Genomic DNA, 25,440 nt, shown 5'->3' with positions numbered 1-25,440 from the left:
GCCTGCCCCACCGCATCGCCCCGAGGACCCCACGATGAAGACCACCCTCGTTCGCACCGCCGCCGCGGCCCTGCTCGCCGCCGTGGCGGCTTTTTCGTCGCCCGTGCCGGCCCTCGCCGACGAGGGTGACGTCACCTGGACCGTCCGCACGGCCTCCAACGCCTTCGGCACCGACCGCTCCAGCTACAGCTACTCGGTGAACCCGGGCGGCACGGTCCAGGACGCCCTGGTCGTCGCCAACCGCGGCAAGACCCCGCTCAACCTCGGCGTCTACACGGCCGACGGCTACACGACCGCCACCGGCCAACTCGACCTGCGCGGCCGGACCGACAAGCAGACCGGCATCGGCGCCTGGGTGAAGGGCAGCCGGGCCACGATCGCGGTCCAGCCGGGCAAGACGGCCGAGGTGCCGTTCGCGGTGACCGTCCCGCGGAACGCCACGCCCGGCGACTACGTGGGCGGCATCGTCACCACGCTGACCCAGCCCGACGACGCGGCCGGCATCAACGTCGAGCGCCGCCTCGGCATCCGGATCAAGCTCCGAGTGAGCGGGGATCTCAAGCCCGCGCTGACGGTCGAGGACCTGCACCTCGACTACGCGGGAACGTTCAACCCGTTCGCCAAGGGTCACGCCATCGTCTCGTACACCATCCACAACACCGGCAACGCGACGCTTTCGGCGCAGCAGGCGGTGACCGTGGAGGGGCCGTTCGGCTGGCTGAAGACCGGCGCCGCCACGATCGCCGCGCCGCCCGAGCTGCTCCCGGGCGAGTCGTGGAAGGTCTCGGTCCCGGTCAAGAGCGTCGCCCCGGCCTTCGACGTGGCGGTCACCGCGTCGCTGACTCCGCTGCTGACCGACGCCTCGGGCTCGACGACCTCGCTCGACAAGGTGAGCACCACGGTGCACGGCTTCGTCGTGCCGTGGACGCTGCTCGTGGTCGTCCTGCTTCTGGTCGCGCTGATCGTCGGCGCGGTGTACCTGTCCCGGCGTACGCGGTCCCACCGCAAGGACCGTGAGGACGCCCGGGTCAAGGAGGCCGTCGAGAAGGCTCTGCGGGAGAAGGAGTCCCAGGCGAGCTGAGGCGGGGTCAAGTGCCGGCCTTGGACTGCAGGTGGTTCCAGTAGAGGCGGCCCACCCTGGCCATCACGGCGCCGATCAGCCGGTCGGCGGCGGGCACGCTGTGGCTGGCCGCGATCTGGTGGACCAGCGCCGCCTGGGCCGCCTTCTGCTCCACCGCGACCCGGCTCGTGGTCGAGGCGTCGTGCAGCCGGAACGCGGCGAGGCTCTCGGCCTGCCCGACCAGTTCACCGTGGTCGAGCAGGCGTACCCACATGTCGAGGTCCATGAGCAGCCGCTGGTCGCCGGAGAAGCCGCCGGTGGCTTCGAAGGCCGTGCGCCGGAAGAGCACCGAGCCCGGCTCGCCGATCGGGTTGCCCCCGTGCCGCACGATCGCGCGCGCCACCTCGCCGCCGGTGCGCCGCCCGATCAGCCCGCGCAGGCCGCCGCCGGTGTCGATCGTGCCGCCCTCGGCGTCGATCAGGTCCCGCCGGCAGGCGACCAGCGCCGCCGACGGCGCGACCCGCATGGCCGCGACCTGCGTCTCCAGGCAGCGCGGATAGATCATGTCGTCCGCGCACAGCACCTTGACCAGCGGCGAACCGGTGAGCGCGACCACCCGATTCCAGTTCTCCGGCATCGGCAGCACGGTCTCGTTCCGCTCGAGCCGCACCCGTGGATCGGAGAAACCGGCCACGATCTCACCGGTGTCGTCGGTCAGCCCGTTCTCCAGGACCACGACCTCGAAGTCCCGGAACGTCTGCGCCAGCACGCTCTCCACCGTGCCCCGGATGTACCGCCCCGCCTGGTAGGCCGGGATACACACGCAAACCGGTGGAACCACACCGAAAAGGCTATACGTTTCGCCGGGCGGTCACTGCCGGTTCTCCAGCGTTCGCAGGCCGGCGCCGTCGACGACGTAGGCGCTCGCCATCGGGTCGGACGCGGTCGCCAGGCCCATGATCGCCGCGCCCACGGACTCCGGGGTCGACGTCAGACCCGCGCGGAACTGCTCCGGATCCTTTTTCCCGTACGCCTCGACCGCGGCCTCGCCGACCGCGGTGCCGGGCGTGATCAGCGGCAGCACCGTCGTCATCGCGATGCCCAGGTCCCGGGCCTCGCCCGCCGCGTAGCCGGTGATCAGCCGTACGGTGGCCTTCGCGCCGGCGTAACCGCCGCTGAGCGGTGAGCCGCGCAGCTCGGCGCCGCTGCCGAAGATGACGACCCGCGAGCCGGGCGCGAGCGGAGTCCGCAGCGCGGCCCGTAGCCAGGAGAACGCGATCCGGACGTCGGTGTGCCAGTTGGTCGAGAACGTCTCCCAGGTCTGCCCGGTCAGCGGCCCCATCGCCGGGACCGCGCCCGCCGTCACGACCAGCAACTCGGGGTTCCGGTCGGCGAGCACCTTCTCGGCGAAGGTCTCGTCTGTCGCGTCGCCCTGGATCCCCTGGTCGGGCTCGACCCGGCGGGCGACCACCGTCACCCGCGCCCCGGCGTCACGGGCGGCCCGGGCGACGCCGAGCCCCAGGCCGCGGGTGCCGCCGACCACGACCACGGACTTTCCTGCCATTGCTGTCATCGTTTCCTCCAGTGAGCTGATGTCAGCTATGGAGATCCGGCCCGGCGGGCAGAGTCACCGGCTGCCCGAAAATCGGCAGCAACTCCGGCTGCAGGAAGATGTGGATCCGCCGGATGCCGCCGCGGTCCGGGTCGAGGACCTGCAGGGCGTGCGCCTCGCCGTTCAGATACATGGCGTACGTGGGCTGGCCGTTGGCGGTCGGGGTCACCGGACGCATCGCGAACCGTCCCGGCTCGAGCAGCACGTGCCCGCCCAGGAAACCGAGCACCGCGTCGCGCCCAGCGAACCAGGTGGCGTGCGGCGGCATCTCCAGCGTGACGTCCTCGCGCAGCACCGCCGCGAGGGCGCCGACGTCCGCGCGCTCGAACGCGTCGACGTACCGGATCAATTTGGCCTTAAGACCGGCGTCGCCGGGCTCGCTGAGCTCGTCTGGCTCGGGCGCCTCCCGTGAGATCCGCTCCCGGGCGCGCAGCAGGGCACTGTTCACCGCGACCCGGGTCATGCCGAGGGCCTCGGCCACCTCCTCGGCGGGCAGGTCCGCGACGTCCCGCAGGAGCAGAGCCGCCCGCTGCTTCGCCGGCAGGTGCTGCAGTGCGGCGACGAAGGCGAGGCGCACCTGCTCGCGCGTGCCGGCCGCGTCCGCCGGATCGATCGGCAGCGGCCCCACCCAGCGGGTCTCGGCGGGCGCCGGCCGGGCCCGTGCCACCCAGTCGGTGGTCGGGTCGTCCAGCCCGGCCGGCAGCACGCGACGGCCTTTCTGCGCTCGCTCGAGTGACCGCAGACAGACGTTCGTGGCGATCTGATGCAGCCACGTCCGCATCGAGGCCCGGCCCTCGAACCCGTCGAAGCCCCGCCACGCCCGCAGGTACGTCTCCTGAACCGCGTCCTCGGCGTCGGCGCCCGAACCGAGCATCCGGTAGCAGTGCGCCAGAATCTCCCGCCGCAGCGGCTCCGCCGCCTCCGCGAACCCCGTCTCGTCCGCCACAGTCCCTCCTCTCCCTGTATAGATACGCGCGCGAGCCGCAATTCACCGGGATCCTCGCCCATTTCTCGGAGCGGCTTTCGCCCGGCTGGTCCTAGCTCGTCGCGGCGGCGAGGCGGGCTACCAGCTTCCTGATGTGGTCGATGAGTTCCGGGGGCTCGTGGACCTGGAAGTCGAACCCCTTGCCGGCCACGTAGATGGCCAGCTCATCCAGTGAGTTGGAGCCGGCCCGCAGGGTGCAGCTGTGGTCGTCGATCGGCTCCAGCGCTGCGGTGGTGGGCGTGATCCGCTCGGCCGCGGTCTCGGCGCTGACATGCAGGGTGAACCGGGCCTGGTAGCGGTAGGCCGAAGTGGAGATTGCCCGCGAGGTGTAGCCGCTGAGGTCAGGGTCCGGTGGGGTACGGGGAGTGAACCGGGGGCCGTGGGGTGTGCGGGGGTCCAGGCGGTCCACGCGGTAGGTACGCCAGTCCTGGCGGTCGACGTCCCAGCCGATGAGGTACCAGCGCCGGCCCGTGTGGACGAGCCGGTGCGGCTCGGTCGCACGGATGCTGCTGGTGCCGTCGTGGCTGCGGTAGTCGAAGCGCAAGCGCAGCGAGTCGCGGCAGGCGGCGGCGATCGCGGTGAGGGTGCTCGGGTCGACGGTCGGGCCGGTGTCGATCATCGGCACCGTCGCCGACCGTAGGCTGTTGATCCGGTGGCGCAGCCGGGACGGCAGAACCTGTTCCAGCTTGGCCAGGGCCCGTACCGAGGTCTCCTCGATGCCGGTGATCGAACCGCCGACGGCCGTACGCAGGCCCATCGCCACCGCGACCGCCTCGTCGTCGTCGAGCAGCAGCGGTGGAAGATCCGCCCCGGCGCCGAGCCGGTAGCCGGCGGTGCCCGCGGTGGCCAGCACGGGATAGCCGAGGGCGCGCAGCCGGTCGATGTCCCGGCGCACGGTGCGCGGCGTAATCTCCAACCGCTCGGCCAGCTCGGCGCCGGACCAGTCGCGCCGGGTCTGCAGGAGCGACAGCAGCCGCAGTAGTCGTGCCGAGGTTTCCCACATGGTTCGAAGTCTGTCATTCGCCTAGGACTGAACCTGACCTAACCGGCTCGTAGCGTTCTCGGTATGGAGAACAACAGCGAGATTCGGCCCTTCACCATCGACATTGCCCAGGCCGACCTGGACGATCTGCGGGATCGGCTCGGCCGGACCAGGTGGACCACGGACCTGCCCGGTGTCGGCTGGAGTCGCGGCGTGCCGGTGAGCTACCTCAGAGGGCTGGCCGAGTACTGGCGCGATGGGTACGACTGGCGTGTCCACGAGCGGGAGCTGAACGGGTACCCGCAGTTCACCACCGAGATCGACGGGCAGAACATCCACTTCCTGCACGTACGCTCGCCCGAGCCGGACGCGCTGCCGCTGATCTTGACCCACGGGTGGCCGGGTTCGATCGTGGAGTTCCTGCCGGTCATCGGCCCGCTGACCGACCCCCGCGCCCACGGCGGTGACCCGGCGGACGCGTTCCACCTGGTGATCCCGTCGATCCCCGGCAGCGGACTCTCCGGCCCGACCGGCGAGGCCGGCTGGGACACCAATCGGGTGACCAGGGCGTTCGCCGAGCTTATGGACCGGCTCGGCTACGAACGCTACGGCGCGCAGGGCGGCGATACCGGCGCGGTCGTCTCGCCGGGCCTCGGCCGACTCAACCCCGGCAAGGTCGTCGGCGTGCACGTGAACGGGGTGTCCGCGTTTTCCGACGTCAACCCGGACGAGATGGGCGAGCTGACCGAGGCCGAGCAGGCCCGGCTGAAGCGCATGGAGTACCTGAGATCCGAGCAGTCCGGCTACGTGATGATGCAGATCAGCCGGCCGCAGACCTTGGCACACGGGCTGCACGACTCCCCGGCCGGGCAGCTGGCGTGGATCGTGGAGAAGTTCAAGGAGTGGACCGACCCGGCCGCCGAGCTGCCCGAGGACGCGGTGGACCGGGACCTGCTGCTCACCAACGTGATGCTGTACTGGCTGACCGGAACGGCCGGGTCATCGGCGAACAGCTACTACGAGACGGCGCATGCCGGAGCCTGGGGCGCGAGCGAGCGGTCCACGGTGCCGACCGGGGTCGCGGTGTTCCCGCTTGACGTATCGATCCGGCGGACCCTCGAGCTCGAACACACCATCGTGCACTGGTCCGAGTTCGGCCGCGGCGGGCATTTCGCCGCGATGGAGGCCCCGGATCTGCTGGTCGGCGACATCCGCGAGTTCTTCGGCTCGCTGCGCTGAGCCGATGTCAGAGCGCGCGAACACGATTGTTGCGGGCCTCGTGGGTCACCTCGGCCAGCCGAAGCTCCTCCAGCAGCGGCGGCAGGTACATGCCGAACCGGCCGCGGTATCCCTTGCGCAACCCGTACCAGCCGCCGACCGGATTGTCCGGCGAGCGCCCCCACGCCTCAACCGTGCCGTCGCCCGCGGGCTTGTTCTCGTCGGCGGCGCCGAGCGGCACCCAGTCGCCCTTCTCCCGAAGCCACGCGTGCAGATCCTCGACCGCCCGCAGCCGGTAGGTGAGCCGGGTCGACCCGACCTGGCAGACCAGCGCGGGCGGGTCGGCGGCCTCGTCGCGATACATGGTGTACTCCGACGACCCGGGCGGTGTCCGCAACACCCACGGATCTTCCTTGGTCCCCCCAGCCATGACCCCTCCTCGTCCCCCTGACTCTAGGTGGCCAGATACGCGTGCCATCCGAAATTGGTCCCGGGACGGCCAATTCCGCACGTCCGTGCGGTTTCGATCTGGTGGATTCCCGGAGCCCTTCGCCGCGGCGACCGATGAGAACGCGCGACTGAGCCGGTCTACCCAGGCAGAGACCATGGGAGGACGACATGACGTCGATCAAGTTGGGCGTGCATCTGCCGGTGGCGGGGCAGGTCGCGTCACCGGCGAGCATTGCTGAGGTCGCCGAGGAGGCCGAGCGTATCGGGCTGGACTCGGTCTGGTCCTGGGATCGTCTGATGCGGCCGACGGTGCCGATCGCCATGGGCGGCCCGGGCGGGCCGGTCATGGAGGCGCCGGACGACTTCGCGTCGGTGTACGACCCGATCGAAACGTTGACCTATGTCGCGGCCCGCACGAGCCGAATCAGTCTGGGGACCAGTGTGCTGGACGCACTCTTCCAGAGCCCGGTCATCCTCGCTCGCCGGCTCGCCACCCTCGACCGGCTCAGCGGCGGTCGGCTCATCGCCGGCATCGGCCAGGGCTGGATGGCGCAGGAGTTCGAGGCCGCGGGCGTCTCGATGAGCACGCGTGGCGCGGGATTCGAGGAGCACTTGCTGGCCATGCGTGCGGTCTGGGGACCCGATCCCGTGAGTTTCGCGGGCCGGCACTACCGCATTCCCGAAGCCGACATCGGCCCGAAGCCGGTACGCGCGGGTGGCCCCGGCGTGGTGGTGGGCGCCGGCGCTCCGTCGGCGCTTCAACGCGCGGGACGGCTCGGTCTGGGACTGACGCTGGTGATTTTCGACTGGAACACGGTCAGCGAAAGCATCGCGACGTTCCGGGCGGCGGCGGGCGCCGCCGGTCACGAGCCGGATGCGCTGCCGATAATGTTGCAGGTGAACGGCAACGTCACCGAAGATCCGGTACGCGAGCCCGGACCGCTGCTCGGCTCGCCCGAGCAGGTCGCGGCCGACTTGGAGAAGGCCGCGAAGCTGGGCGTCGGCCACGTCTTCTGGCATTTCGACGAGAACCCGCTTCGATCGCTTCCGCTCCTGGCGCAGCTGCGCCGCGCCTGACCAGCCGACCGGCCGTGACAGTCCGGGGGTCGTGCCCCCGGACTGTGCCGCGTGGGCGGTCGGCGCCCGGTCTCAGACCGTGCGGAAGGCGTACCAGATCCGGTCGTCGGTGCCGGTCTGGTGGTGGGCCATGTCGCAGTCAAAGAGGATCAATTGCTGGCCTCGAACGTCGTTGCCGTCGTTGCCCCCGGCGACCGCCAGGCACCGGCCGCTCTTACGGTTCTTCAGGTAGTTCAACGACGAGGTCGGGATGTTGGTCGTCGAGGACGGGGATGCGCCCTGAGCGACGAACGTCCACTGCTGGTCGGTGTTGCCGTTCTGGCGATCCCACTGGATGACTCCCGAGCCGTTGGCCGTCGCTCCGCCGCTGACTCCCATGACCTTCTGGCTGTTGGCGTTGATCAGGAAGAACCAGTCGTCGCCGTCCGGGTCGTAGACCTGCCATTCCTGCTCGGTGCGGTACGTGCCAGGGTTGCCCGGAACGTACGGACCGTCCCACTGGATGACCTTGCCCCCGTTGACGGTGCTGTTACCAGCGACGGCGGCGTAGTAGTTGGTGGCCGTGTTTTCAAACGTGTACCACCTGCCGGTGGACGGAGCGGCAGCCCGCGCGATGCCCGGACTGAGCACCACCACTGCAAGACCGGCCAAGCCCGCTGCGATGACGGATCGAACGCGTCTCATTCTTTACCCCCGTAAAGACGACGATATCGAAGGCCATCTTTCCAGCGACGCCCTGGCGTATCAATGCCCGGCGAAGGGGAGCGGCGACGACGCGAGCATCAGCCCGACCCGCAGACCGTAAACGCGTGGGGTCCGGGGGCTTGCCCCCGGCGTGGGGTCTGGGGCTCGGGCCCCAGGAGAAATAGCACCAGTTGATGGCTCGCGCTTTCCGCGAGCAAACCTCGCCCAAACTGGTGCCCCCGGCAGGATTCGAACCTGCGCTTTCGCCTCCGGAGGGCGACGGTCGTGCCAGATGGTTCAGGCCACTGACCAGGACGAACGCCGCAGCGAGTCCGCAAACCTCCTGAACTTGGCCGCTCATTTGCCGCGTCCGGCGGATCCAGCCCTCCAACGGGGGCGTTGGCCGGCCGCCCGGCCCGACTCGGCAGACGCACGCCCCCCTCTTCCGCCAGTCCACTGTGACGACCCCTGTCGGGCGCATCGCCACAAGCGGTCCCAACTTGATCAGCACTAGTCATACGCCACTATCTGACAGATGGGGTCCTAGTCTCGACCCTGCGTAGCGGCAGTGATTCAATCGGTGCATGGCCGCCGTCTTGATCCCAATCAACGGGTCGGTGCTGGCCTGGGCGATTCGCGAAGCGGGCCTCACCGACACGGAGGTTGCGACCCGGCTCGGCGTGCCAGTGACCACGGTGAAGAGCTGGGTGGCCGGAGCGGCGGAGCCAAACAAGACCAACTTTGATCGGCTCATCCGGCTGCTTGATCGACCCGAGTCGTTCTTCTTCTTGGCATCACCACCACCGCCTTCTGCGAGCACTGCTCGCTTTCGCGGCTCGGCCGGCGGTGCCCGTGTTCATGAGCCATCGCCTGACGACTTGAAGGCTGTCAAACTCGCGCAGAGTCTGCAGCGGGTTTCTCGTTGGCTTGCCGAGACGAGCGACAAACACGCGTTCGTGCCACCTGCGGCTCTAAAAGATCAGCCAGAAGCCGTTGCGGACAGGATGAGAGCGTGGCTTAGCTGGTCGACCACGGATCAGATCAAGGCAACAGAGTTTGAGGTTCCGAAGCTCCTGAGGGAGCGCATTGAGGCCAACGGTGTCGTCGCGCTGAATGTCACGCTTAGTGAGGGGGGCTTCCGCGGGTTCTCGCTGCCCGACATGGTCGCTCCGATATTGGCGATCAACACTCGGGATGACACTCGCGCACGAACATTCTCATATGCTCACGAATGTTCCCATCTCATGCTGGGCGACGAATCAATATGTGATGTCGTCCCCGGGAGTCAAGTCGAGCGCTGGTGTGATGCGGTCGCCGGCGCCTTCTTGATGCCAGGGCCAACGCTGCGAACATACGTGGCGCAGCAATTTGGTGAAGTCAGTGTTAGCACGTTTGAGCAGGTTCGACGCGCTGCGAATCGATTCAGCGTCAGTCTACGCGCCATGGCCTACCGCTTGGAGCTTATCGGACTGGCTGCGCAAGGCCTATACCAGCTAATTGACCAGGTGGCGTCCAAGGAGTCTAGGCGCGGCTTCGCTGTAGGCGGCCCGCGGCAGACGCGAGCCCGCGTCCGACTTCAACGCTATGGCCGCGGGTACGTAGGACGTCTTATTGATGCGGAGCAAGCTGGAGATCTTGATCCCGCAGACTTGATCGACATCCTTAGTCTCTCCCGCGCTGATCTGAAGGAACTGCGTAAGATCTACTCCGAGGGCGCATCGGAGTGAGTTCGCCAATCTATCTGCCGGACGACCGCGCCTTCTTCTCCTTTTTGGAGATGACACCCTCGAATCAGCACGTCGCACTGTGCGAGACCATGGGTGTGCTTGTCGTTGACCGTACCTTGCGATTCCCGCCGGAAGTCTGCGACGACGTCAAGAGGAAGGCAGACCTCGAAGCCGATGCCCGCTTGTGTATCTGGATGGATGCTATCCGTGCCAGCATGGATTGCACGATTTCCTGGGGAGCGAAACGTAAAGCGCAAGGATGGGCGCAGGCCAACGGTTACCCCGAGGGACTTGACCCGGTGGTCGACGGTCGGCAGGGAACCTGCATCGTTGCAGTTGTTGGCTACGTCATGGAACTCACGGCAAGCGGCCTGACATGCACTGTGATCACCAATGACTTCCGTTCGCGCCCCGGCCGCGCGCCGCTTGGCGAGGTCTGTGGCAAGCTGGGCGTAGATACGGTTACTCCGATGGACTTCGTTAAGGCCGTAATAAAGCCTTTGATGGCCTAATTTCCTATACTGGCTGAATGTCCCGATATGGGGCGTCGAGGTAGTGGCTTAAAACGGGCCGAGGGCGACTTTCTTGCTCGGCAAGTAGGCGTATGAATGCTTCGCAGAATAGGAGCAATGCGCGCGACGGATCACTCAAAACCTGCTGGCCATTGAAGTCGACAACCGGATATACGGAGCCATTGTGTGCCTGTCGATCGTAGCCCTTTGTGGGATCGGCTACGACGTACCTTCCGCGCATTCTTGCACCGTCCGGGTCCAGCTCATGCAGCAGCGTTAGTCCGCACATGTGTGAGCTGTCGTCCGAAGACGGGTCAAGTAGCCGACGCTGGCCTGCCAGAATTCCAGGATCCAGGACGCAGGTCAAGTCAGGCTTGCGAGCATCGGCCAGTGAGGCCAGGTGCTGTCCGACGGTTTCAGGTGCAGTGTCGGCGTCGTAGGCGAAGAGCGCAAATGTAGGGCTCCGATATTGCTCTGCCGGTTGCAGGGCTTGCACAGAGTCCTTCTTCTTTGCTGCATCCTCAACGCCTGCCTTTACAAGACGACTCTTGATCTCGATGCAGAGGCGGATTTCTTCGACTGGATATAGAAGTTGATTCGTCTGTGCAAGGATGGTCGGTGAGTCGATGCGATCAAAGAGTAGTAGATCCATTTGCTTGGAATATTTCCCCCTACCGTCGAATAGCAAACCGGTGCCGATGCCAAATCGCCCGGGGATAAGGTTTTCCAGCAAGCGTGCCAGTGACAGCTCGTTTTCGCGACCTCGCTCGGCCTGGTGTGCGATCAGACGGTTGAACACCTCGACCTCCGCTTGTAACCGCTGGAGGGTTCCTGTCCAATATTCGTCTATGATCCCCATCGGCAACCCTTCGTCAGACCGGGTCGGGGGCCTCGATGCCTAACGCCCGTCGGCCGCCCGGCGCGCAGGCCGAGCTGTCATAGCTAGCCGAGAAGCCTATCGGGACGGGGTTGGCGACGCGCGTCGGCAGCACGGGCTACGGTTGCCGCGGATCGGCAGGCTGGTGGATCAAGTGCCGACGTTCTGGCTGGCCGCTGGGATTTGGGCGCGGCGCTCCTCGACGATCCGTGGCTTTACGGGGGCGGTCGTTCATCGAACATGCGTACTATCGGCGAGTGGGCGGCACGAACCTGGAACGAGAGGCAGCGCAGGCGCGGACGGCGTACTTCGCTGCGGCTCGGCGATTTACGGAAGCGTTCGCATCAGTGCTTGCTGTTGGCGTTCCGCTCGACCCAGGCCGATCCGGCCATGTACGTGAATGGACCCGAGCCGATGTCGAAGTGCTCCGCGAGCTGCACGTAGCGTTGGGAGACGTCCTGGATACGCGGCGCCGATGGGACGGTACGCGTCGAGGCGGCAGTGACCCTCGGCGATGAGGGGGTCTTCGGGTCGGCCCTCGGCCGCTGTCGCTAGAACCTCCGGAACCACCACATCGGCCGGCGTAGTCGCATCGGCCTGAAGAGCGAAACGCGCCACCAGTTCCGCACGACATAACGTAGAAGAACGATCATGGCAGCCGCGGCGGCGATCCCTCCGATGATCCATAGGGCTCCGACGCCGGCAACCGATCCCCAGTTGCCGATACGGGTGCCAACTGCGGACCAGTCCGGAGACAGCCAGCGGTAGCCAGCAATGAGGGCGACGACGACTCCGACAGCGCCGAGCACGGTCAAGAGCGCCGGAGCCACGCCACGGGCGATTCGGGCGCCGGCGAACCAGCGGTAGTGACGGGCGCCGAATTCCCGGCCCGCCTGATCTGTCGCGGCATTCCAGAAACGGCCCATCCCGTCATACCTCCAAGATCTACAACACACGTGACCGGCGCAGCGAGGCGCGCTGCAGCGAGCTTCTTCGATTGGAGCAGCACTTGGCCTGGTTTCTCTACGGGTCGTACCGCCTTTCGAGCCAGATGCCAACATGCCGACTGGAGGCGGAGTGAGCGTGGCGAGCGTGGGCGTGGTTGAGCGTCGCTCGATCAGAGAGAATGAGCCGGTGACGACGACTGCGCAGCCAGATCCGGAAGCCGAGTGGTGGACGACCAAAGACGTTGCGGCGTATCTCGGCATCGAGCCGGCTGCCGTCAGCACTTACCGGAAGCGTGGCCAAATGCCAGCGCCTGATCAAACGATCGGCAGCCGTACCCATCTCTGGCAGCCGGTCAGGATCACTAGCTGGCAGGAGTCGCGTGTACGTGCGGGGGTCGGTGGTCGGCCCCGCGGCAGCGGCAAGTCCCCAACCGCCGATCTTGCCGAGATCGACACACCGACGCCGGACGATGTCAGCCGATGGGTTGTGCATGGGAGCAGGCCGCTATACGAGAGTGAGTGGATCAAGCTCTACATGACCGATGTGGAGCTGCCGGACGGCCAGCGCTTCGAGCACCACACGGTGTGGATGCCCTCGGCGGCGATGACTGCCATGCTGAACGACGATCTCACCCACGTACTGCTGTTGTGGCGGCATCGGTTCGTGCCGGACCTGTGGAATTGGGAACTGCCCGGCGGTCTCGTAGATGAAGGGGAAGAGCCGGCCCAGACCGCAGCACGAGAGATCGAAGAAGAGACGGGTTACCGTCCCCGCAACATCGAGCACCTTGTGACGTTCGAGCCGATGATTGGCATGGTCAACACGCCTCACCACGTGTTCATTGCCCGAGGCGCCGAGCGGGTAGGTGAACCAACCGAGAAGACCGAGATGCAGCGCATGGAGTGGGTGCCGCTCGCGCAGGTGCCGAGCCTCATCGAGCAGGGGCAGGTCAGCAACTCAGGAACGTTGGTTGCGTTGCTGCACGTGCTCGCGATCAGTGGCCCGACGGCGCGGCGCCGCTCGTGAGCAATTGGGCAATGCGACGGCGTTGCCGGACAGATGAGGCTCGGGTGGCCAGTGCCTCGGCCGCGCGAGCCTCGGCCCGCGCTTCCTCGTGCTGGCCACGCACCGAGTAGGCCAAAGCGAGGTCGCACCGGTGTCCGGCCGCGGCGCGTGTGAACGTTGGATCGAGGCGCCCCACGGCGTCCGTCAGCTCCTGTATCGCCTCGGCTTTCCCAAGCCGGGCGAGGCAATGCCCTCGCCAACGCGCGAGGTGCACGTCGTTCAAGAACAGGTACGGCAGGCTGTCGCTACAACCTTGGTCCGGCAAGGCGCGGCCTGCTTCGTCGAGCGCGTCTTGTGCCGGGCTCGCCGCTCCCGTGGCGGCCAGCGCCTCGGCCTCGGCGGCCCACAGCCACGACCGAAGCATTGCCGGTATGTACCCGTCCGCGTCGGTGCGCGCGTGCTGAATCAGGGCCACGGCGTTCTGTGGTCGGTCAAGGTCAAGCAGCGCGTACGCCTGCTGGGCAGTGACGTGAGCGATGATCGCGCGGTCTTCACTCTCCCGAGCTGCTGACTTCGCAGTCTCGTGGAGAGACCACGCCTTATGCGGATCGCCTAGATCGAGCGCCTGCCACCCTGCCAGCGCGGAAGCCTCGGCCACAGCGGCGGCCAGCGCCGAGCGATGCGGGCCGGGGAGCGCATAGCGCCATAGGTCCGTCATCTGATCAACGTGCGCCTCGGTCTGCTGCAACAGACGGGACGCTCCGAGCTGCCGATCGAGCGCGCGGAAGGAGTCCGTCTGCGCTTCAAGCAGCGCAATTAGCGAACCGTCAAGTGTTTCCGCGGCGTTCAGCCGTGCGGAAAGATCCGCGCTATTGATCGGTGTCATCAACTGCGTTCCGCTTGGCTTGCCCACAGCGAACGGCACTGCGAACACCTCTGCGAAGAGATCGGCGTACTCGGTTGACAAGCCGCGCCGCCCGTGAATCCACTCCCGGATCATCCGCTTCAGGCTGTCGTCGTCTGGCAGAGCACCGTAGTTGGTTCGGCGAGCTGCGGCGCGTAGTTCGAGCATCAGGCGGGCGCGATGCTTCCATCCGCGCTGTTCACAGAGGCGCGGCAGGTCGGTTGCGTCCATCATCGACGGCTCCCGGTCATCGTCGAGTCACGATGCGTCTTACCGCAATGATGGCAGCCTGGCGCACGGCGGACGAGTCCCCCCGAGTCCCCTGCCGTCCTCTGACCGGAGCGGCTAGCAGCGGACAAGCTAGGTGCAACGGCCCACCACCGAGATCACAGACCCGAAGAGGGGGAGTGGTCGCTGTTGCGCAGTACTAGCTTAGTTAGTACTGTAGGCCGCAGAACTCCACAGAGGCAGTGTTGACCGAACTGCGAAGTGCGAACCGGTCAGGCGTCCTACCTCCCGTTGGGAAGCGGGGAACAGACCAGGCGGCGTCAGCAACAGGCGTTGAGGCATCGTCCTCCGGTTGAGCGTCTCTTGGCGGCGAGTGTGTGCACCTTGTCGCGAAGGGGCCGGCGTTGGGGTGGAACCCGCGTCGCCGCATTGAGCCACCCGCGGAGGTGGTCGACCCCTGGCGATCCCAGGGCGAGCGGGCGCCGGTCAAGGGCGGATATCGCGCCGATCTTCCCCGTATGTGGCTCGTGCTGTGTTGTCGCACGTCGACTGCTTGCCGATCTCTTCCGCCGGGCTGGCCCGTTTCGTCGGGCTGGCCCGGCAAGGGGGATTCACCGCACCAAATTCTCTATCTAAACGATCGATCAAATGGGAGTTGGACATGGCCTCTCTCGCATCGCTCGTCACCGTTTCTGCTGGCCAGAGCGCAGTCTGGCGGCGCTGCCGCCGATGTGACGTGCTCGCACCGCTGGCGCCCAATCAGACGCACTGCACGTCGTGCCGACAGAAGACGCAGCCCGCGTCGTTTCGCCGGCCGGCCTGCCACGCGGCATGACCGGAAGGACTCAACGACCGATGTCGATCGACTTCGAGACCGACGCCGAGCCCGACGGGCCGTCGTCGAGTGACCTGGCTGCGATCGAGGCCGAGTGGCCGCAGATCGAGGCTGATCTCGACGCGCTGAACGCCGAGATCCGAGCCCTGTACCTGACCGACCACGGCGGGCCGAGCGAGCTGGACTGGCGGCGTACGCGCCGTAGCGAGGCTGCTCTCACCCGCACCGCGGTCCGCCCGGTGCGCCCGACTAGCGGGCTGCGGCCCGCGGCCTGATGTCCCGGATCCGCGCCGCGTACTGGGACCCCGAGGGCGACCTGTACGGCCTTCCTACGTTCTGGTGGCGCGGCGCGCCCGAGGGCTACGCCACCCGCCGACAGCTTCGCGCTCGCGGCCTGTGCCCTGGCGGTCAGCCGATCGCCGCGCAGATCCTCTGGCGCGGCGTGGGCGGCGAGCGAGCGGCGTATCTGTACCGGCTCGACCTGGCCCGGCCGAAGCGGACCGCCACGCCCGCCGTTCGAGCGGCGCTCGCCAAGGCGATGCGCGCCCGGCGGACCTGTCCCACCTGCCGCCACGTGCGGCCCTACGTCATCCCGCGCTCGTTCGGCGAGTGCCTTTCCTGCGCACCCTCGGAGGTCGCCGCATGACCGTCACCAGCCCTGACCGCGTCTACCCGGCGGCGGTCGAAGACCTGATCCCGCACGCCCGCGAGCTGGCCGACAAGCTCGGCCGGCTGCCGTCGCGCAACCAGCTCAAGACCACCTTCCGCGTCGGTGCCCCGAAGGCCCGTGCGCTGCTCGACGCGATCACCCCGCCGCCCCCGGCGGACCCGTCCGCGCCGCTCGACGAGCCCACCGCGGACCCGGGTCCGGAGATCGACCTCGCCGAGGTCATCGCGGCCCACAACGTGCTCGACGACCCCTCGGCGCCCACGACAGCGCCGCAGGACACCCCGGTCGTAGACCCGGTCACGGCCGTTGCCGCCGTCGAGCCTGCCGCCGTCACGGTGGAGCCCGCGTCGCGGCGCAAGCCGGTCGTGTGGCCGGTGCTGATTCTGTGCCTGCCCGCGTTCGTCGCGATCTGGGGCGGCTGGGTCGAGATGGGGCGCCTGACCGGGTTCGGCCGGGTCACGCTGCTGCCCGGCATCTCCGACTTCCAGCTCGACACGGCGATCACCCTGCCGATCGGCGTCGAGACCTACGCCGCGTACGCGCTCTACGTGTGGCTGTCCGGCCGGGTGAACGAGACCGCCCGCCGGTTCGCCCGCGCCTCGGCGATCTCGTCGCTCGTGCTCGGCGGCCTCGGGCAGATCACGTATCACTTGATGGCCTCGGCCGGCTGGGACCACGCCCCGTGGGGAATCACCGCGGTCGTGGCCTGCATCCCCGTCGCCGTGCTCGGCATGGGCGCCGCCTTGGCCCACCTGATGCACGCCGAGCAGCACTGAGCGGCCCCGCCATGAACATCGACAACACCGACCGACGCCGATGGCAACTGCGGAACCTGACGGTCATCGAGACCTTGATCCGCGATCACGACTTGCCCGTCATGATCTGGACCGTCACCCCATTCGGCATCGCCGGCGAGCCGTACTCCGCCACCGACGACGCCGGGCGGCGGGCCGCCTTTGAAGGCTGGGCTGACGTGCTCGGCGCTGCCCGTTGGGCGCCGCAGGTCGAGGTCCGGATCACCACGCTGCGGGCCGCCGTCAAGGACTACCAGGGCGCGTCGATCATGCTGCGCGCGGTGCTCTTCGAAGGCGATTCCGCAGCACAGTAGCGCCGTAGGACGGCGACCGTGAGGACCGACCGGGCAACCGGTCGGTCTTACGCGGTGACCGCCAGAACGGCGGCACGGGCAGCCCCTTCCGCCTGGACAGCTATCAGGGGCCACCCGTCACTCCTGCATAGGGAGCGACCTCATCATGGCATCCAACGCCACCTCGAACCCCTCCGGCAGCACGCAGAACGCCTCGGGCACCGTCATCGCCGACGGCCGCCCGGTCTACGACGCCGGCCGCGGCCACCTGATGCCGGCCGGGTACGAAGCGGCCAGCGCGCCGCAGCACGGCGCGGCCCGCCGCGGTCAGGCCGGACACCAGCGCCGTGGCTAGGCCCGCGGACAACCCGACCCGGCGCCCGGCCAACCCGCCCGGCATCGACGCCGCGCGGCTGCTGGCCACCGTCGCCTCCGAGTCGCGGCCCTACACCGACCCGCACGCCGGCTACGACCGTGCCCGAGACGCCCGCCAGGCCCGCGCCGAGGGTGCGTTCCGGCGCGGTCGCCGCTGACCGCCACCGTGCGGAATCCGTTGCCCGGTAACGGGTTCCGTGCGGCGGCTGCCAGCCCTGGCAGTCGTAACCCGAGCACGAAGGAGGCCACCCATCGTGGCCGGCGAAACCACCATCACCGTCGTCGGGAACCTCACCGACGACCCCGAACTGCGGTTCACCCCGTCCGGCGCCGCGGTCGCGAACTTCCGGATCGCCTCGACCCCGCGCTACCTCGACCGGCAGTCCGGCGAGTGGCGCGACGGCGACCCGCTGTTCCTGGCCTGCAACATCTGGCGCGACCCTGCCGAGCACGTCGCCGAGACGCTCAAGCGCGGCACCCGGGTCATCGTGACCGGCCGGCTGCGGCAGCGCTCGTACGAGACCCGCGAGGGCGAGAAGCGCACCGTCTTCGAGCTGGAAGTCGACGAGATCGGCCCGAGCCTGCGCTACGCCACCGCGAAGGTCATGAAGATGACCCGCCAGACCGAGCCCGGCCGCGCCACCGCGGCGGCGCCGCGCGGCGGCTCGCTGGATGACCCGTGGTCCGTCGGCGCGCCGGCGGCGCAGCGCGAGCCGGTGACGGTCGGCGCCGCGGCCGACGAGCCGCCGTTCTAGCCCGTTCTGGTCGGCCGCGGCGCCGTCGCCGCGGCCGATCCACCCCTGGTTACCAGCCCGAACACACCGATCGGAGAGCCCACCCCTTGATGAGGACCCTCGAACCCGAGCAGTGGCGTGTCATGGGACACCTGATCTCCCTGTGCGGCGACCGGGCACGGCTCGACACCGTGCTCAAGCAGCAGGACGTCAGCCCCGAGGCTGTTTGCGATCTGGCCGAGCGTGGCCTGATCGTGGTCAAGCTCAACGGCGAGGAGGTCGACGACCTCACGCCGGGACTGATCAAGACCTACCGCCGGAAGATGTTCCTGACCCGGTCCAAGGCCGGTGAGAGTTACATCTGGAACGACGCGCACCGCGTGCTGCGCTCGCCCGGCCGGTCCCGGCACGGCCTGAGCCTGACCTTCCTGCTCGGCATGGTCGGATTTGATGACCTGGTCGAGTTGGCTCGCGAGGGCCTGATCTACGCCCTGACCGAAGACGACACGATCGACCTCGCCAACGCGCGTCAGCGCTGGGCAGGCAGCTCCAAGGTGGTCCTGTCCGGCGGCGGCGAGGTGTGGACCAACGCCGTGATCGTCCGGACCACCAAGGCCGGTCAGCTCTACGTCGAGCGCTACTGACCACCTGTCCGTGGGTGAGGCGTCGCGTCCGCCGGCGGGCACGACGCCTCACCAACCCAGCAAGCCCGGCGCGGATGCGCCAACCCCACTCGTGAAAGGACCGTGATGGCTCGCCGCCTCATGCCCGACGTCGAGATCAAGGACGACGAAGACCTGCTCAAACTGCTCGAAGGGATCCGTACGGTCGGCATCGCCGCCCACGACGAGGTCGACGAGTTGGCCGGCCTGATCCGGATGAAGATCGAGCGCTACGGCCGTCACCAAGGCCTGAACCGGATGCGAGCGAAGTTCTGGGGCCGGACGGTAGCCCGGCCGCTCGTACGCGCCGCCGACGAGTTCCTCGCGGTCGCCGCGTACGCGCGGGTGTGCCGCAACCGGTTCGAGGCGTTCCTCGTGGCCCTCGACGACGAGAAGCCCAGCAACACGGACTTCACCGTCCGCGGGCGCGACAACCGTCGGCGGGCGGCCTGATGGCCCGCCAGACTCGGAGGTACGCGGGCGGCATGGACGCCGCCCGCGGCGCCTCGTACGAGGTCAAGGGCAACCCGCTGCCGTACGTGATCCCGCCGGTCGCCGCGATTGGCAACCTCATCCTCGCCGGCGTCCTGTCGCGGCTGTGGGGCGCCTACGCCCACCCCACCGTGTGGCAGGCCGCCTGGCGCGCCGCGCTGATCCTGGCCTGCTCGGCCGCGATCGTGTGGTGCACCTACGCGGTCGGCCGCGCCCGGCAGACCCCGCTACGGGCCGCGTCGATGCTCATGTCGACCGCGGCGTGCGGCGGCCTGTTCGTGCTGACCTTCACCCGCTGGTCCTTCGACAAGATCATGACCTATCTGCTGATCATGGTCACCGCGTCGATCATGCTCGCCGTCACGAAACTGCTGCACGGCAAGGGCGACGACGCCCGCGCCAGCATGTTCGGCGAGCTGTCCGAGCGGGTCAAGGAGTTGCAGGACATCGGCAAGACCAGCAAGCCCAAGCAGATCGAGGGCCGGCTCGTCGCCCGCGCCGAGATGCTGCCTGGCGCCGACTTCAACAGCCTGGCCAAGCCCGAGGTGCGCACGGGGATCGCCTCAGCGTTGGATGTGCCTCCGGGAGGAGTGCGGATGATCCGTGACCGCAACACCCCACGCACCGGCCGGATCGAGATCTCCCCGGTCGACATGCTCGAACACCCGCCCGCCTGGCCCGGCCTGTCCGCTCCCGGCGGCTCGATCGGGCAGCCACTGCGGATCGCGGTCTACCAGACCGGCGCACCGATCCCTCTGCTGCTGCCCGGCGACAGCCAGGCCGGACGCAACGCGATCGGCGTGCTGATCCTGCTCGGCCAGGCCGGCTCCGGGAAGACAGAGCTACAGCTCACCCTCGCCGCCGAGGCCCGGTCGCGGACAGACGCCGAGGTCGTCTACATCGACGGCCGCAAGGGCCTGCAACTGCCCAAGGCGTTCCGCGACGCCATGCACGTCATGATCACCAACGCCGAGGACGGCGAACGGTACCTCGACGGGCTGATCCCCGAGGTCGCCAAGCGCGCCGGCCAGATCGGCGGCCACGGCCACGAACAGTGGACCGCCGGCTGCACGAAATGCCCTAAGTTCCGGGTGGTGATCGTGGACGAAGCGTCCAAGTTCGTCGAGTCCGAAGACACGCTCGTCGAGCTGGCCGAATCGGTCCGCTCGGTCGGGATCTTCGTCCTGCTCGGCTTGCAGCGCGCCACCGGTGACCGCATGCCCACCAGCGTGCGCACCACCGTCGGCGGCGTGATCTGCATGGGCGTCCGCGACATCGGCGAGGGCGCCCGCGTCCTGTCCGAAGAGACCATCGAGGCCGGCGCCGACCCCGGGTGGAAGAACCGCAAGCCCGGCGCCCTCTACGCCGAGCTACCCGGCACCGACCCCGACGACTGGTCGCTGCCCGGCCGCACCTTCAAGCCGGACCGCGACGGCGTCATCGGCGAACTGGCCGACTACCTCGCCACCATCGACGAGGCCCCGGCCAGCCCGCCGGTACGGGCGGCTACGCGCACCCCCGCGCCCACTTCGGCCGCCCCGGTCACCCACCGCGCCGACGGCGACGATGACGATCCGGACGCCGACAAGGACGTCGAGTGCGCCCCGCCGCCGATCGACCCCGACTGCCCGCCCGATGAGGACGGCGCCGACCCGCACGAGCCGATCACGGTCCCGAACCGGCCGCGGGTGCCGCTCGACCTCGACCCCGAGACCGAGCGGCAGTACAGCCCAGCGGAGATCCGCGCCATGATCCGACAGGCGATCGTCACCGCCTACGGCAACGGCCGGCGCCAGGTCCGCCCGTCCAACTTCGCCCCGCTCGTCGGGATCGTCGGCGAGAACGGGCTCAAGCCGCCCACCCTCGCGAAGATCCTCGGCGAGTTCTGCCAGGGACCGACGCCGCTGCTACGCAAGAACGACCGCGGCGTCTACGAGATCCTGCCGCCCGGCGACGGCGACCCCGGCACGGCCCTGGCCCGAGCCGCATGACCGGCTCGATCCTCACCGCACGGTTGCGCCGGGTCGCCGCGTGGCGGCCCGGCCACCCGCCGGCCGCGCGCGTGGTGAAGATCCGCTGCCGGTACTGCCAACAATGGCGCCCACCCCGGCTGTTCCGGCCCGGCGCGCCCGGCTGCCGCCGCTGCGTCAGCAACGTCTGACCCACACACGCCCGCAGGCCGCACGTGTCACTGTGCGTGACGCGTGCGGGCGTGCACTTCACGCGTTTCACGCGCTTCACGGACTTCACGCGCACGCCCGCGACGTGCGTCTATGCGTGCGCGTGCGCGCGCGCAAGCCTCCGTGAAGTCCGTGAAGTGAAGTCCGTGAAGTCCCTCGACCATACACAGAAAGTGATGTCACATGTCGTCATGGCTCGGGCTCGCCCGCCGCGGCGCCGCTTACGAGTTCGGCCGGCGCCTCTGGCGCTGGTTCACCGTTTTCGAGATCTTCCGCTGGTTCGTCCGCCGGGTCCTGCCGACCCTGCTGATCCTCGCCGCCCTCGCCGTTGCCGTCTGGGTCGCCGTGCGCACCGCGGCGTGGTGGATGCCGCGGATCCTCGCCCTGACCGCCATCGCAGGCTCCCTCATCGTTCTCACCCGGCTCGCCTACCGCTACCGGTGGGAGCTGCGGGCCGGGCTGCCCCGACTCGCTGTCGCGTCCATCCTCATCGGGCTCGCCGGGTTCCTCGGCGCCGCGATCTGGTGGCTGCGATGAGGATCGCCGTCAGTTTCGCGCTCGACGTCCCGGATGACAGCATCGCCGCCCTGTGCGAGCTGGCCGCTGTCGAGCCGTGCCGCCGCACTCGGGCGCGCCGTTTCGTGCAGGCCGAGGCCGAGCAGAACCTCATCACGTACCTGGAGGACAACGGCATCACGGTCCGCCCGGTCCGCGGCGTCGCGTTCCCGTCCGCCGACTACCCGGCACGCGAGGCTTCGTCGTGACCGGCCGGTTCGAGGCGCTCGACCTCTACTGCTGTGCCGGTGGCGCCACCAAAGGGCTGCAACAGGCGGGGTTCCGGGTGACCGGTGTCGACAGCGTGCCGCGGCCGAACTACTGCGGCGACGCGTTCGTGCAGGCCGACGCACTCACCTACCTCCGGGAGATCATCCGGACCGGGGAGATCCACCGGTTCGCGCTGGTCGGGGCATCGCCGCCGTGCCAGGAACGCTGCACGCTGCGCCGCGGCACCAACCTGGCCCGCGGGTGGGGACGCGAGCACCCGCAGCTCGTACCGCCGACCCGGGAACTGCTGCTGAAGGCGGGGGCGCCGTTCTACATCGAGCAGCCCAGCAACCACGCCGGCCTGATCCGCAACGATCTGACGCTGTGCACCGATATGTTCGACGTCGGCCCGCCGCCGTGGGTGCAACGCCACCGGGACTTCGAGATCCACGGCTTCACCGTCGAGCAGCCGGAGCATCCGGCCGGCCCGGTCCGCGGGCACCGCGGCTATGTGCGCGGCTACCGCGGCAAGAGCGGCGACCGGCCCGGGTTCTTCCGCGACGGCCAGTACGTGGCCCCGTACGGCAACGGCGGCGGCAAGGCCACCGTGCTCGAGATGCGGCATGCGCTCGGCATCGACTGGACCGACGTCCGGGAGGAACTCACCGAGGCCATCCCACCCGCCTACACCGCGTGGATCGGCCGGACGTTCCTCGCTGGCGGCGGCAGTGTGCATCGCCTCACCGTCGCGCCACCGGCGGCCCTCCGGGCCGCGTGACAACCCCGTGGTCACCCCCTGGGCTGGTCTCCCGATGTGGCGCCCGTCATCCCGGCGTAGCGTGCACACTGATCGACTGGGGCAAAAATGTCGTACCCATGTTCGATGATGTGCTCAGAGGCCAACGGTGTCCGGAATCGCCCACTTTTCGTTGATCGGACAGGGGGCGACTCGGAGTGATATTGAGGTGGCTTCAAGTAAGCGGGCCATCAACGAACTTGGAGTGCACGACCGATGAGGTTCCAGCTTCCGCCGTTCGAGCGCGACAGTCGGGCCAACACCTTGAAGGCGTACGAGTTTGGGGGCGAGGTGAACGGCATGCCTAGCTGGGTCGACCTGTGCGGCCCAGACGAAGCCATCACGCAGATCGAGCTTGCCTTCCCCGAGGCCGTCCGCCAGGTCCGCCTGCCCGCCGAACGCGAGCAGGACTGGACACACCGGCTGTGGTTCGCCGGCCCCATCCCGCCCGGGTTCATGACCCTCATCCAATTCTTGCAGTCCTGGCTCACGCTCACCCAGACCGCATATGTCGACGTTGCTGTTGCGGCACAGTGGTACAAGATCCCCGAGGAAGGTGTCGACCCGTATCACTGGAGAAATACGGAGGCCGGCAACATCGTGAACCAGGGTAAATACCGTGGGGATGAGGCGGCGAAATACAAGCTTGGCAGCGCCCTGGCGGAACTGATCAGCCGACACCCGCTCTACGCAACAGCCCAGAGCATTCTGTCGATCCCCGGCCACGACAACGACGGAAATAGTTTCGGCGAGAAAGTTGCAGCGGACGTTGCCGCACGCAGAGGACTTCCGCTCATCCAAACCGGGTCCACACTCGGCCCGAGGACGTCCGCCAAGCAGTCGGGTTCGTCATATCTGATGGGCACAATGATCATCCCACAAAGACTTTACGGCACGACGATAATCGTTGACGACGTGTACCAGAGCGGTGGCTCCATCCGGGCGACAGCCTATGCCGCTCGTCATGCAGGAGCACAAATGGTTCTGGCCATCGTAGGCGCACGAACTATGAGGAACTGACGATGAATAACCCGCGGACGTACCCAGACGAGTCGCTTACCCTTGCCGTCTCTGCGTTCGTCGATCCGCGGACGCCCGCGCGCATCTTCTCCGTCTTGAAGCACGAGGGACGGGACGGCCTAAAGCGCCGGTTCGCTGCCCTGCCCGAGCAGGCGCGTACCGACGTGCTCGCCAAGGCCGAGGAGCTGTCCGGCAAGGGCATATACGCCGTCCTGCTCGGGGATCCGGGCTACCCGCGCCAGCTCGGCCCGCTGGCCTCGTCGAGCCCGGTCTTCTTCTGCTGGGGAAACCCGGAACTATTCGGCGCTCCCGGTATCGGCATGTGCGGCTCACGAAAAGCAACAGAACTCGGCCTGAAGGCCGCCGGATTGTGCGGCGAAGAAGCCGCCGCGTCCGGCATCACGGTCGTTTCGGGCTACGCCAAAGGAGTAGATACCGAGACCCACCTTGCCGCCTTGAACAGCGGCGGGACGACGGTCATCGTCCTTCCCGAGGGAATAGACGGGTTCAGGATCAAGCGCGACTTCCCCCGTGAGCTGTTCCGCAAGGAGAACGTTCTCGTCGTATCCCAGTTCGCCCCACGGCAACCCTGGACCGCCGGTGCCGCCATGACACGAAACAAAGTCATCTACGGTCTGGGTTCCGCCCTGGTCGTCATAGAAGCCGGTGAGCGCGGCGGCACACTCGCCGCCGGCGAGGGTGCGCTATCCAGCGGGCGCCCGGTCCTGGTCCTGGACTTCGATGGGTCAACCCCGCCCGGTAACCGAATCCTGCTGGACAAAGGCGGTATCCCTGTGCCGAACAGGCGGCGGCTGCAAGAAGTCATCCGCAGCCTCCCTCCGCCCAGAACAGATCGCGCCGACAATGAACAGCTCGATCTGCTCGGAAAAGGCTAGGGGCATTCTTTCAGCGGGTCCGGCACTTCGAGGCCAGCACATACCCGCCGCACCACGGCGGCGCCTCGACGCCCGACACGCGCCACCCGTCATCCTCGCGGGTCCGGATCCGCCACGGGTACGCCTGGCTCTGGTAGGACAGGCCGCTGCCCGGCCGGTCGATGCTCCACCACGTCGCCGACACGTCCGTCGTGACCTCGGCCCGGCCTTCGCTGATCGGCCCTACCGTCAGCGGCCCGACGTTCAACCGTGACGGCGGCGGGTCCGTGCCCTGCATCGCGGCCCGGTATGCCCGCCAATGCGCGAGCAGGTCGTCCTGGTGCTCGTCGTCCAGCAGCGGCAACAAACCCTCTTCCTGGCCGTACCCGAGCGCCATCAGGAACGAGTCCGCGGCGGCGTCAGGCGACGGGGCACCACGGCCCGCCGCGATCGTCGCGTTCGCGAACAGCGCCACCGGGACGGCGACGACCGCGCCGCCGCACCCGAACAACACCGTCGGCAGCAGGACCAGGACGGCCCATCGGCGGCCGACCGACCACCCGGCCAGCCTCCGCTGTCCGCGTTGCTCCCACCGCCGGTACCACTGCCCAAGCTGCGTGACCATCCCGGCACGATAGGCGATCACCCACCGATCGGGTGACCCCGGCAGATCAATAGCC

At 68.2% G+C, this 25,440-nt stretch carries 32 protein-coding genes and 1 tRNA gene; 22 read left to right on the top strand and 11 right to left on the bottom strand.

The features are described from left to right. Positions 1-34: 34 nt before the first annotated feature. Entirely contained in the window at positions 35-1,081 is a 1,047-nt protein-coding gene (locus tag A3CQ_RS0122965) for a COG1470 family protein (protein WP_020513302.1), read from the top strand. Between the two features lie 7 nt (positions 1,082-1,088). Here A3CQ_RS0122965 and A3CQ_RS0122960 read toward each other — a convergent pair whose 3' ends face one another. The 4 genes from A3CQ_RS0122960 to A3CQ_RS0122945 all read right to left on the bottom strand — a co-directional run bounded on the left by A3CQ_RS0122960 (position 1,089) and on the right by A3CQ_RS0122945 (position 4,660). Continuing rightward, on the bottom strand, positions 1,089-1,901 hold the full coding sequence (locus A3CQ_RS0122960; protein ID WP_026206061.1) for a glycosyltransferase family 2 protein: 813 nt from the start codon (positions 1,899-1,901) through the stop codon (positions 1,089-1,091). 30 nt (positions 1,902-1,931) lie between these two features. After that, entirely contained in the window at positions 1,932-2,624 is a 693-nt protein-coding gene (locus A3CQ_RS0122955) for an SDR family oxidoreductase (protein WP_020513300.1), read from the bottom strand. Positions 2,625-2,655: 31 nt separating this feature from the next. Then, complete coding sequence (locus A3CQ_RS53695; RefSeq protein ID WP_020513299.1) at positions 2,656-3,618, bottom strand: RNA polymerase subunit sigma-70; 963 nt, start codon at positions 3,616-3,618, stop codon at positions 2,656-2,658. A 91-nt stretch (positions 3,619-3,709) separates the two neighbouring features. Beyond that, complete coding sequence (locus A3CQ_RS0122945) at positions 3,710-4,660, bottom strand: helix-turn-helix transcriptional regulator (RefSeq protein WP_020513298.1); 951 nt, start codon at positions 4,658-4,660, stop codon at positions 3,710-3,712. 63 nt (positions 4,661-4,723) lie between these two features. Between A3CQ_RS0122945 and A3CQ_RS0122940 the strand changes: the two genes are divergently transcribed. After that, positions 4,724-5,878 carry an epoxide hydrolase family protein gene (locus A3CQ_RS0122940; RefSeq protein ID WP_020513297.1) on the top strand — a complete coding sequence of 385 codons (1,155 nt, stop codon included), beginning with the start codon at positions 4,724-4,726 and terminating at the stop codon, positions 5,876-5,878. Positions 5,879-5,885: 7 nt separating this feature from the next. Here the strand turns inward: A3CQ_RS0122940 and A3CQ_RS0122935 are convergent, their stop codons facing one another. After that, positions 5,886-6,287 (bottom strand): DUF6855 family protein, encoded by a 402-nt coding sequence (locus tag A3CQ_RS0122935; RefSeq protein ID WP_026206059.1) that lies wholly within the window; start codon positions 6,285-6,287, stop codon positions 5,886-5,888. 188 nt (positions 6,288-6,475) lie between these two features. Here A3CQ_RS0122935 and A3CQ_RS53690 point away from each other — a divergent pair, with 188 nt between their 5' ends. Further along, on the top strand, positions 6,476-7,384 hold the full coding sequence (locus A3CQ_RS53690; RefSeq protein WP_020513295.1) for an LLM class flavin-dependent oxidoreductase: 909 nt from the start codon (positions 6,476-6,478) through the stop codon (positions 7,382-7,384). 72 nt (positions 7,385-7,456) lie between these two features. Here A3CQ_RS53690 and A3CQ_RS0122925 read toward each other — a convergent pair whose 3' ends face one another. Both A3CQ_RS0122925 and A3CQ_RS60975 read right to left on the bottom strand, forming a co-directional pair. Next, the gene (locus tag A3CQ_RS0122925; RefSeq protein WP_157296190.1) at positions 7,457-8,035 is read right to left on the bottom strand and encodes an RICIN domain-containing protein; all 579 of its coding nucleotides are present in this window, start codon (positions 8,033-8,035) and stop codon (positions 7,457-7,459) included. A 264-nt stretch (positions 8,036-8,299) separates the two neighbouring features. After that, positions 8,300-8,380 (bottom strand) — tRNA-Arg (locus tag A3CQ_RS60975). 272 nt (positions 8,381-8,652) lie between these two features. On the opposite strand from A3CQ_RS60975, the gene A3CQ_RS59280 reads away from it, so the two are divergent. Beyond that, on the top strand, positions 8,653-9,795 hold the full coding sequence (locus tag A3CQ_RS59280; RefSeq protein ID WP_040432716.1) for an XRE family transcriptional regulator: 1,143 nt from the start codon (positions 8,653-8,655) through the stop codon (positions 9,793-9,795). Beyond that, positions 9,792-10,307, top strand: a complete 516-nt coding sequence (locus tag A3CQ_RS0122920) for a hypothetical protein (RefSeq protein ID WP_020513293.1) — start codon at positions 9,792-9,794, stop codon at positions 10,305-10,307. Before A3CQ_RS59280 ends, A3CQ_RS0122920 begins: the two co-directional genes overlap by 4 nt. 4 nt (positions 10,308-10,311) lie before the next feature. On the opposite strand, the gene A3CQ_RS60970 is transcribed toward A3CQ_RS0122920, so the two are convergent. Next, positions 10,312-11,166, bottom strand: coding sequence for a DUF6602 domain-containing protein (locus A3CQ_RS60970; protein WP_157296188.1), 855 nt, complete (start codon positions 11,164-11,166; stop codon positions 10,312-10,314). Between the two features lie 569 nt (positions 11,167-11,735). Continuing rightward, positions 11,736-12,110 carry a hypothetical protein gene (locus tag A3CQ_RS53680; protein WP_040432715.1) on the bottom strand — a complete coding sequence of 125 codons (375 nt, stop codon included), beginning with the start codon at positions 12,108-12,110 and terminating at the stop codon, positions 11,736-11,738. Between the two features lie 166 nt (positions 12,111-12,276). Here A3CQ_RS53680 and A3CQ_RS62935 point away from each other — a divergent pair, with 166 nt between their 5' ends. Then, positions 12,277-13,158 carry an NUDIX domain-containing protein gene (locus A3CQ_RS62935; protein WP_245577306.1) on the top strand — a complete coding sequence of 294 codons (882 nt, stop codon included), beginning with the start codon at positions 12,277-12,279 and terminating at the stop codon, positions 13,156-13,158. On the opposite strand, the gene A3CQ_RS53675 is transcribed toward A3CQ_RS62935, so the two are convergent. Further along, a complete protein-coding gene (locus A3CQ_RS53675) occupies positions 13,127-14,275 on the bottom strand; it encodes an NsdA family TPR-like regulatory protein (RefSeq protein ID WP_211216663.1) in 1,149 nt (382 codons plus the stop codon). The genes A3CQ_RS62935 and A3CQ_RS53675 overlap by 32 nt on opposite strands. An 849-nt stretch (positions 14,276-15,124) precedes the next feature. On the opposite strand from A3CQ_RS53675, the gene A3CQ_RS0122900 reads away from it, so the two are divergent. The 16 genes from A3CQ_RS0122900 (at position 15,125) to A3CQ_RS57630 (ending at position 24,781) form a co-directional block, all read left to right on the top strand. Further along, positions 15,125-15,379, top strand: a complete 255-nt coding sequence (locus A3CQ_RS0122900; protein ID WP_020513289.1) for a DUF6284 family protein — start codon at positions 15,125-15,127, stop codon at positions 15,377-15,379. Continuing rightward, a complete protein-coding gene (locus tag A3CQ_RS0122895; protein ID WP_020513288.1) occupies positions 15,379-15,750 on the top strand; it encodes an RRQRL motif-containing zinc-binding protein in 372 nt (123 codons plus the stop codon). The genes A3CQ_RS0122900 and A3CQ_RS0122895 overlap by 1 nt, the downstream gene beginning before the upstream one ends. Then, positions 15,747-16,550 carry a hypothetical protein gene (locus tag A3CQ_RS0122890; protein WP_020513287.1) on the top strand — a complete coding sequence of 268 codons (804 nt, stop codon included), beginning with the start codon at positions 15,747-15,749 and terminating at the stop codon, positions 16,548-16,550. The genes A3CQ_RS0122895 and A3CQ_RS0122890 overlap by 4 nt, the downstream gene beginning before the upstream one ends. A gap of 11 nt (positions 16,551-16,561) precedes the next feature. Then, complete coding sequence (locus A3CQ_RS0122885; RefSeq protein WP_020513286.1) at positions 16,562-16,882, top strand: hypothetical protein; 321 nt, start codon at positions 16,562-16,564, stop codon at positions 16,880-16,882. 145 nt (positions 16,883-17,027) lie between these two features. Continuing rightward, positions 17,028-17,216 carry a hypothetical protein gene (locus A3CQ_RS0122880; RefSeq protein ID WP_020513285.1) on the top strand — a complete coding sequence of 63 codons (189 nt, stop codon included), beginning with the start codon at positions 17,028-17,030 and terminating at the stop codon, positions 17,214-17,216. After that, complete coding sequence (locus tag A3CQ_RS0122875; RefSeq protein WP_020513284.1) at positions 17,209-17,394, top strand: hypothetical protein; 186 nt, start codon at positions 17,209-17,211, stop codon at positions 17,392-17,394. The genes A3CQ_RS0122880 and A3CQ_RS0122875 overlap by 8 nt, the downstream gene beginning before the upstream one ends. 96 nt (positions 17,395-17,490) lie before the next feature. Continuing rightward, positions 17,491-17,991 carry a single-stranded DNA-binding protein gene (locus A3CQ_RS0122870; RefSeq protein WP_020513283.1) on the top strand — a complete coding sequence of 167 codons (501 nt, stop codon included), beginning with the start codon at positions 17,491-17,493 and terminating at the stop codon, positions 17,989-17,991. An 89-nt stretch (positions 17,992-18,080) separates the two neighbouring features. Beyond that, complete coding sequence (locus tag A3CQ_RS0122865; protein ID WP_157296186.1) at positions 18,081-18,614, top strand: hypothetical protein; 534 nt, start codon at positions 18,081-18,083, stop codon at positions 18,612-18,614. A gap of 105 nt (positions 18,615-18,719) precedes the next feature. Beyond that, complete coding sequence (locus A3CQ_RS0122860) at positions 18,720-19,085, top strand: hypothetical protein (protein ID WP_157296184.1); 366 nt, start codon at positions 18,720-18,722, stop codon at positions 19,083-19,085. Then, positions 19,085-21,115 carry a hypothetical protein gene (locus A3CQ_RS0122855; RefSeq protein WP_245577305.1) on the top strand — a complete coding sequence of 677 codons (2,031 nt, stop codon included), beginning with the start codon at positions 19,085-19,087 and terminating at the stop codon, positions 21,113-21,115. The genes A3CQ_RS0122860 and A3CQ_RS0122855 overlap by 1 nt, the downstream gene beginning before the upstream one ends. Further along, positions 21,112-21,285, top strand: coding sequence for a hypothetical protein (locus A3CQ_RS60965; protein ID WP_157296182.1), 174 nt, complete (start codon positions 21,112-21,114; stop codon positions 21,283-21,285). The genes A3CQ_RS0122855 and A3CQ_RS60965 overlap by 4 nt, the downstream gene beginning before the upstream one ends. Positions 21,286-21,487: 202 nt before the next feature. Then, on the top strand, positions 21,488-21,841 hold the full coding sequence (locus A3CQ_RS0122845; protein WP_020513279.1) for a hypothetical protein: 354 nt from the start codon (positions 21,488-21,490) through the stop codon (positions 21,839-21,841). Continuing rightward, complete coding sequence (locus A3CQ_RS0122840; RefSeq protein ID WP_020513278.1) at positions 21,838-22,068, top strand: hypothetical protein; 231 nt, start codon at positions 21,838-21,840, stop codon at positions 22,066-22,068. The genes A3CQ_RS0122845 and A3CQ_RS0122840 overlap by 4 nt, the downstream gene beginning before the upstream one ends. Beyond that, a complete protein-coding gene (locus A3CQ_RS0122835) occupies positions 22,065-22,847 on the top strand; it encodes a DNA cytosine methyltransferase (RefSeq protein ID WP_020513277.1) in 783 nt (260 codons plus the stop codon). Before A3CQ_RS0122840 ends, A3CQ_RS0122835 begins: the two co-directional genes overlap by 4 nt. A gap of 234 nt (positions 22,848-23,081) precedes the next feature. Beyond that, positions 23,082-23,885, top strand: coding sequence for a phosphoribosyltransferase (locus A3CQ_RS0122830; protein ID WP_020513276.1), 804 nt, complete (start codon positions 23,082-23,084; stop codon positions 23,883-23,885). A gap of 2 nt (positions 23,886-23,887) precedes the next feature. Continuing rightward, positions 23,888-24,781: a DNA-processing protein DprA gene (locus A3CQ_RS57630; protein ID WP_020513275.1), complete on the top strand. Its 894-nt coding sequence runs from the start codon at positions 23,888-23,890 to the stop codon at positions 24,779-24,781. 10 nt (positions 24,782-24,791) lie between these two features. Here A3CQ_RS57630 and A3CQ_RS0122820 read toward each other — a convergent pair whose 3' ends face one another. Next, the gene (locus A3CQ_RS0122820; RefSeq protein WP_020513274.1) at positions 24,792-25,385 is read right to left on the bottom strand and encodes a hypothetical protein; all 594 of its coding nucleotides are present in this window, start codon (positions 25,383-25,385) and stop codon (positions 24,792-24,794) included. Between the last annotated feature and the right edge of the window lie 55 nt (positions 25,386-25,440).

The organism is Paractinoplanes globisporus DSM 43857, assembly GCF_000379645.1.
In the GTDB taxonomy this organism is placed as follows: domain Bacteria; phylum Actinomycetota; class Actinomycetes; order Mycobacteriales; family Micromonosporaceae; genus Actinoplanes; species Actinoplanes globisporus.
The sequence above is the reverse complement of the archived record's forward strand: the minus strand, read 5'-3'. Positions and strand labels throughout refer to the sequence as shown.